Here is a 7,247-nt window from a genome sequence, read left to right on the forward strand (position 1 = left end):
CATAATGCGTAACGGGTTATGAATATTAAAATTATACGTAAAAAAGAGCTTAAGATTTCATTTTTATGGTTTCTTATTGGACTATTTTATTCCTGTAATACTTCTGCAGATCAGGTTGACTTCAGTACGCAGATAAAGCCTATATTAAATTCGAAATGTATTACCTGTCACGGGGGTGTCAAAAAAAGCGGTGGTTTCAGCCTGCTTTTTGAGGATGAGGCCTTCGCTGTAACCGAATCGGGGAAACCGGCCATAATACCTGGGAATGCGGCTGGCAGCGAATTTATAAGACGGTTGAAAGAAGATGATCCCGAACTGCGGATGCCCTATGAGAAACCAAGGCTATCCGATGAGGAAATAGAACTGCTTTCAAAATGGATAGACCAAGGAGCCAAATGGGGAACTCATTGGGCGTACTCGTTACCAAAGGAAGTAGCAGTGCCGACAATCGTCCAAAAGGCGAGTATGCTCCAAGTAGGGGAAGACGTTTTTTTACAAAACGATATCGACAACTTTATCTTAGCCCGATTGGAAAATGAGCGGGTTTCACCAAATGCGCCAGCGGATAAAAATGTACTCATAAGGAGATTGGCCTTTGACATTACAGGTCTGCCGCCTTCGGAACGTTTATATTCCGATTTTACCAATGGCAACCTTAGCTACGAAAATGTGGTAGATACACTCTTGGCTCAGAAAACCTTTGGCGAAAAATGGGCCAGTTGGTGGCTAGACCTTGCCAGATATGCGGACACCAAAGGCTATGAAAAGGATAATGGAAGAACGATGTGGCGTTACAGGGATTGGGTCATAGACGCCTTTAATAAGGATATGCCCTACGACCAATTTACCATGGAGCAGTTAGCTGGCGACCTTTTACCCAATCCTTCGGTGGATCAATTGATTGCCACCGCATTTCACAGGAATACCATGAACAATGACGAAGGGGGTACGGATGACGAGGAGTTTCGGGTGGCCGCCGTAATAGACCGGGTAAACACTACGTATTCCGTTTGGCAAAGTACCACCATGGAATGTGTACAGTGCCACTCTCATACGTACGATCCTTTTAAATTTGAGGAATATTACAAAAGTTTGGCGTTTTTTAATAACACAAGAGACGAGGATACCCCAGATGAAAGTCCCAACATCCGTTTTTTTGATGAAGCACAATTAAAAAGGAAGGAAGCGCTCCTTTCTTGGATAAAACAATATGGAACTCAAGAAACTGCCCAGCAGTATGGCGACTTCTTACTTTTTAAGGAACCCAAATATTTGGCGCATAATGCGGCGAACTTTGTGAATGGGGAACTTGCCGATACCAAATATCTCGCCCTCTGGAAAGATGGTTCCTGCGAGCTTAAAAACATCCATACCAACGGTGCATCCTTCATGTATATGGAGTACAGTGCCCCGTTGAACGGCACAGTAATGACCATACGAGAAAACAATGCCCAAGGCCAGATACTTGCCCAATTTGGAATTGATAAAACCGAAGGTAGGATTATCCGCCGGATACCTTTCCGGCAAATTGAGGAACCCGTCGATTTATTTATTGAAAGCAAGAACAACGCAATCGCACCTCAGGTCTCTACAAGCTATATCACTTGGTTCGCCTTTTTGGAAGATATTCCCGGGGAGGGTGAAAGGGGGCATTCTCAGGGAAACGAAACATTTTTGGATTTACTAAATGCCAAAACGGACAAACTACCCATCATGGTTGAGAATAACGAACAAATGGCGAGGGCGACGCAAATTTTTGAGCGAGGCAGTTGGATGGTTCTTGGGGATACGGTGCAACCAGGTACGCCCAAATCCCTTAACCCATTTTTACAGGAATGGCCTCAGAACCGTTTGGGGATGTCCAAATGGTTGGTCAGCAAAGAGAATCCTTTAACGGCTAGAACCTTGGTCAACAGGGTATGGCATCAGATTTTTGGAAGGGGCATCGTCGCTTCCATAGAGGATATGGGAACCCAGTCAGATCCGCCTAGCCATCCTGCCTTGCTCGATTGGTTGTCCTTGCGTTTTATGAACGAGCAGGAGTGGCAAATAAAATCGCTTGTCAAGGAGATTGTGATGTCCGGTACGTACAGACAAAGTTCTGTTGCCACACCGGAACTATACCAAAAGGACCCCCACAATGAACTGTATGCCCGCGGACCCAGATTGCGTTTGTCGGCAGAGCAAATACGAGATCAGGCACTGGCGGTATCCGGGTTGCTTAGCGATAAAATGTATGGTCCAGGGGTAATGCCTCCACAACCAGAGGGTGTTTGGCAATCCGTATATAGTAATGAAAGTTGGGTGGAAAGCAAAGGCGATGACCGGTACAGAAGGGCCATTTATACCTATCTAAAAAGAACAAGCCCGTACCCGTCTTTTATAACCTTTGACGCCGGCAGTAGGGAGGTCTGCACCATTCGCAGAACGGTCACCAACACACCCCTACAGGCCTTAGTAACCTTGAACGACCCTGTGTATTTGGAAGCCGCCTTTGAATTGGCTAAAATAATGGATCGGGAGGATGTGGAAGAAGGCATTGCATTGGGGTTTGAAAAGGCTATGCGCTCCAAAATTGACACGGAAAAACTAACGGTACTGAAAAACCTTTATGACGATGCTTTGATGGATTTTGAATCGGGATTGGAAAAGGAATATAACTTTATGGGACTTAAGGAAAGACCGTCCCATAAAATCGCGGCCTTGACAGTCGTCGCAAATGCGGTCATGAACTTGGACGAATTTTTGACCAAGGCATAATTAAAATAGTTTAGAAAAATATGAAGCCCAATATCGATAACCTTATAGCGGAAAAAATTCAGCGAGAACTGGAAGTCAAGACAAGACGCCATTTCATCAAACAATGCGCCACGGGTATGGGCGGTCTCGCCCTGGGTTCCTTTTTTTTGGGATGCGATCCATTTGACCGATCAAAAAATAAATCGATCGTAGCTTCCGGATTTACCGAACGCGATTTGAATCCTTTGGCCACGTTGCCCCCACCTTTTTCGCCCCGAGTGAAGAACGTTATTTATTTGCACATGGCCGGGGCGCCATCCCAATTGGAGATGTTCGATTATAAACCGGAACTGGCCAGACTCAATAACCAAGAATGTCCGCAATCGCTCTTGGAAGGAAAGAAATTCGCTTTTATTCGTGGCACGCCTAAATTGTTAGGGCCGCAGGCAACCTTTAAACAGGAGGGAGAATCCGGAAATTGGGTATCGGATAACCTACCCCATTTTAAGAAGGTAGTGGATGAGGTAGCTTTTTTGAAGGCGGTGCATACCGATCAATTCAATCACGGCCCGGCGCAATTGTTCATGCATACCGGTAGCCCAAGATTGGGCAGGCCCAGTATAGGTTCTTGGGTTACCTATGGGCTCGGTTCCGAAAACCAGAACTTACCAGGTTTTGTGGTGCTTACTTCGGGTGGAAAAGCCCCGAGTGCCGGAAAAAGTGTTTGGGGAAGCGGGTTTTTACCATCGGTTTACCAAGGCGTTCAATGCCGGTCCAAAGGAGACCCGGTGCTGTATATAGACGATCCCGATGGAATGTCTCGCGATCTAAAAAAGAAAACCGTTCAGGCCATCAACGAGATCAATAAAAAGGAATATGCCAAATATGCCGATCCGGAAATTCTGGCTCGTATCAATCAATATGAGATGGCCTACAGAATGCAGATTGCGGTTCCGGAGGTCATGAACATTAACAGTGAACCTGAGTATATCAAGGAAATGTACGGGGTGGAGCCGGGCAAAGAATCCTTTGCCAACAATTGTCTTTTAGCAAGAAAACTGGTAGAGGATGGCGTGCGTTTTGTTCAGTTGTTCGATTGGGGCTGGGATGCCCATGGCACGGATCCCAGTACCGCCGTAGATTTGGGATTGAAAAACAAATGCAGGGAGATAGACAGGCCCATGAGTGCGTTGTTGTTAGACCTGAAACAACGGGGGTTGTTGGAGGATACCTTGGTCGTTTGGGGCGGTGAGTTTGGAAGGACGCCGATGCAGGAAAACAGGGAAGGCAAAACGATGGGGTTCAAAGGAAGGGACCATCATGGGGATGCCTTTACCATGTGGATGGCCGGTGGCGGTATCAAAAAAGGGGCGTCGCATGGGCAGACAGATGCCATTGGTTTTTCAGGTATAGATGGAAGGGTTTCCGTACACGATGTGCATGCCACTATCTTGCACCTTTTAGGATTTGATCACGAACAATTTACCTTCAATTTTCAGGGAAGGCCTTTTCGATTGACGGATGTAGAGGGTGAGGTAATTCATCAAATTCTATCCTGATGATTAAAATTTCGGAATCTTTAAAGTAGGGCATGAACGTTTCACGATATAGCGCCATAATTTTTACCGTAATGGTACTCCTTGCGATGAACAGCTATGGCCAAGGTCAAAAAAAGATACTATTCTTCCAAACGGATTGGGGGCGAACCGCTACCATAGATGAATTCTGTGAAAAAGCTAAGGCAGCCGGCTATGACGGAATCGAAGTGTGGTTGCCAAGTTCGGAAAAGGAACAACAGGAACTCCTTGAAGCCCTTTCGAAGCACGGCTTAAAAGTAGGTTTTTTGAACGGGACCAATAAGTCCTTGCCCATTGGGGAAAGCCTAAAGGCTTTTGGCGATCATCTGAAAAAATTGGTGGCTTTGTCCCCGGAATACATCAACTGCCATACAGGGAGCGACTTTTTTACTTTTGAGCAGAACAAGACGTTTATAGAAGTAGCAAACGCAATTTCCAAGGAGTACGATATTCCCGTTTACCACGAAACCCACAGAGGGCGTTTTAGTTTTAATCTGCCCGACACTAAAACTTATCTTTCCAGGATTCCGAAACTAAAATTGAATCTGGATATCAGTCATTGGATGGTGGTTCATGAGTCTTTGTTGGAAAGCAATGAGGAAGACCTAGAAGCCGTCATAGCCCGTACGGCCCATCTTCATGCACGAGTGGGGCATGCCGAGGGGCCACAGGTCAACGATCTCCGGGCGCCCGAGTGGAAATCGGCCTTGGACAGACACCTGGATATTTGGGAGGAAGTGATACGAAATCATTGGAAAACAAACGATACCTTTACCCTTACAACGGAGTTCGGGCCTCCAAACTACATGCCAACCTTGCCCTATACAAAAGTACCCGTGGCCGATCAGTGGCAGTTAAATGTATATATGATGAAAATGATAAAGGAGCGATTGGGCCTTCAGTAAGAATAGCAATGGAAATTTTAAAACAACTTCTAGGAAGGTTACATCCACTTTTAGTGCACCTACCAATAGGTTTCATCATTCTGGCCTTACTCTTTCAGGCGTATGACCGTACACATAACCAACTAAGAAAGGTCATTGCCACCATTTATTTATGGGCCGGATTTGCGGCCGCGATTGCCTGCCTTACGGGATATCTCCAATATCTAGGGGAAGGGTATGCTTACGAAACGATCCAGTGGCATCTCTGGTCCGGGATCGTCACTGCGCTGTTCTGTTTCTTAATGTGGCTAAGGCTGGGTAAAATTCCAATAAAAAAGAGTTTTGCTAAAGTCCCTATTAGCGCATATTCCGTTCTAATGTTTATACTTATTTCATTTACGGGGCATCAGGGCGGAAACATTACCCATGGCGAAGATTATTTGGTAGAACCGTTGCCCAATTCCCTAAAAGCTGCATTGGGATATGAAATTTTCGAGGAAAAGGAAATTGTACTATCAGAAGAGGATTGGCAAAATGCAGTACTCTATACAGATATTGTTCAACCCATATTAAACAATAATTGCGTAAGTTGTCATAATCCCAAAAAATCTAAGGGCGATTTGCTTTTACATACCAAAGAGGGCATCGAGACAAGCGGTGAGAATGCCCCTGTGGTGATGGCCAACCAGCCCGATCGCAGTGAACTTTTTAAAAGGATGGCACTTCCAAAGGAAGATGACAAACATATGCCCCCTGATGGAAAAAGACAGCCAACTAAAGAAGAGGTGGCCTTGATCGGGGCTTGGATTAAAAACGGGATGTCCTTTGATAAGACCATAGGAGAAATAGGGCTGGAAAAGTCCCTTCTTGCGGCCTTCTTTCCAAAATCAACCGAGTTAGATCATCCTAGCAGTGAAATTGTTGAAGCCCACAAGGATAGTATTTTGAAAGTTAAGGAAACGGGTCTGCATGTACACCCTATAAGCGAAACGACCAATTTTTTGAAAGTATCGGCGTTAAATTTGCCAAGCTTTGAGGATTCCGATGTTGCATCTCTTTTGCCGGTAAAGGAGCAGGTCGCACTATTGGATTTAGGAGGCACCCAAATTTCGGACGCTATTTTCAGTACCCTATCCACCTTGCCCAACCTTACCATTTTAAAGCTAGATCATACCTCAATAACCGGAGACCAAATTGAACAGTTGGCTTCTTTGCAACACCTAAAAAGCCTCAATGTGTCGCATACAAACTTTAAGGAAGGCCATGTGCCCAAGCTACAGAAGTTGAGGCAATTAAAAAAAGTGTTTTTGTACAATACTATGGCCGATCAAATGGGAACGCAAACTTTAGCCGGAGGAAAAACGGTTTTGGAGTATGGTAAGTATACCCTGCCACCCATAACTTCGGACAGTATCGTCTACTAGTGCCCAGCTTGGGATTAATTTTGATGTGAGCTAGTGGCCAAATGCGACATTCATATTTTGAATGTAAAACTATTCAATCTAAAGATTCCCCGGCGCTTAGGGTCGGGGTTTCCTATTTATCGCTCCTTTGGAGCGATCGGAACTGCTTTTTGCAGTTCCGGGTGAGGAAAATACAACATTTCGGTTTTTGGCTCAAAGGCCAAAATGAAACCGGCGAAACCCGTACTGAGCGCAGTAGAGGTATAGCCCTATGGCTTGCCTCGGGGATAGTAGGTTTCAAGAAATTAAGACCGTTGCAAGGAGTTAATACTATCTAAAAATCTCGTATCTTTTATATATGGAAACCTCTAGAAATACGAATCAATTCCTGTTTTAAAAGCATTTTTTCTTCCCAATTTATTTTGTACTTGTGTTTGCGTTTACACGGATTCTTAGTCTTCCAGATATAGGGTTTTTAAAACCTATTATCGCATAAAAAAAGTTCCACCGAAGCGGGACTAAAGATTTTTATCTACTCCGCCCATGGCGGATTATTGTGATAATCTAAAAAAAAAGTCCCACTGAAGCAGGACTAAAGGTTTTCATCTACTCCGCCCATGGCGGATTATTGTGATAATCTAAAA

At 44.8% G+C, this 7,247-nt stretch carries 4 protein-coding genes; all 4 read left to right on the forward strand.

Annotated features, from left to right (window positions below):
* Positions 1 to 18: 18 nt before the first annotated feature.
* From U1E44_RS01180 to U1E44_RS01195, 4 genes are read left to right on the forward strand one after another with little or no spacing between them, the layout of a single operon-like run.
* On the forward strand, positions 19 to 2,760 hold the full coding sequence (locus U1E44_RS01180) for a PSD1 and planctomycete cytochrome C domain-containing protein (RefSeq protein ID WP_322929076.1): 2,742 nt from the start codon (positions 19 to 21) through the stop codon (positions 2,758 to 2,760).
* Positions 2,761 to 2,780: 20 nt separating this feature from the next.
* The gene (locus U1E44_RS01185) at positions 2,781 to 4,298 is read left to right on the forward strand and encodes a DUF1501 domain-containing protein (protein ID WP_322929077.1); all 1,518 of its coding nucleotides are present in this window, start codon (positions 2,781 to 2,783) and stop codon (positions 4,296 to 4,298) included.
* Positions 4,299 to 4,330: 32 nt separating this feature from the next.
* Positions 4,331 to 5,221 (forward strand): sugar phosphate isomerase/epimerase family protein, encoded by an 891-nt coding sequence (locus U1E44_RS01190; protein WP_322929078.1) that lies wholly within the window; start codon positions 4,331 to 4,333, stop codon positions 5,219 to 5,221.
* 8 nt (positions 5,222 to 5,229) lie between these two features.
* Entirely contained in the window at positions 5,230 to 6,624 is a 1,395-nt protein-coding gene (locus U1E44_RS01195; RefSeq protein ID WP_322929079.1) for a c-type cytochrome domain-containing protein, read from the forward strand.
* Positions 6,625 to 7,247: the final 623 nt, after the last annotated feature.

It is taken from the genome of Aurantibrevibacter litoralis (assembly GCF_034651555.1).
Classification (GTDB): Bacteria; Bacteroidota; Bacteroidia; order Flavobacteriales; family Flavobacteriaceae; genus Aurantibrevibacter; species Aurantibrevibacter litoralis.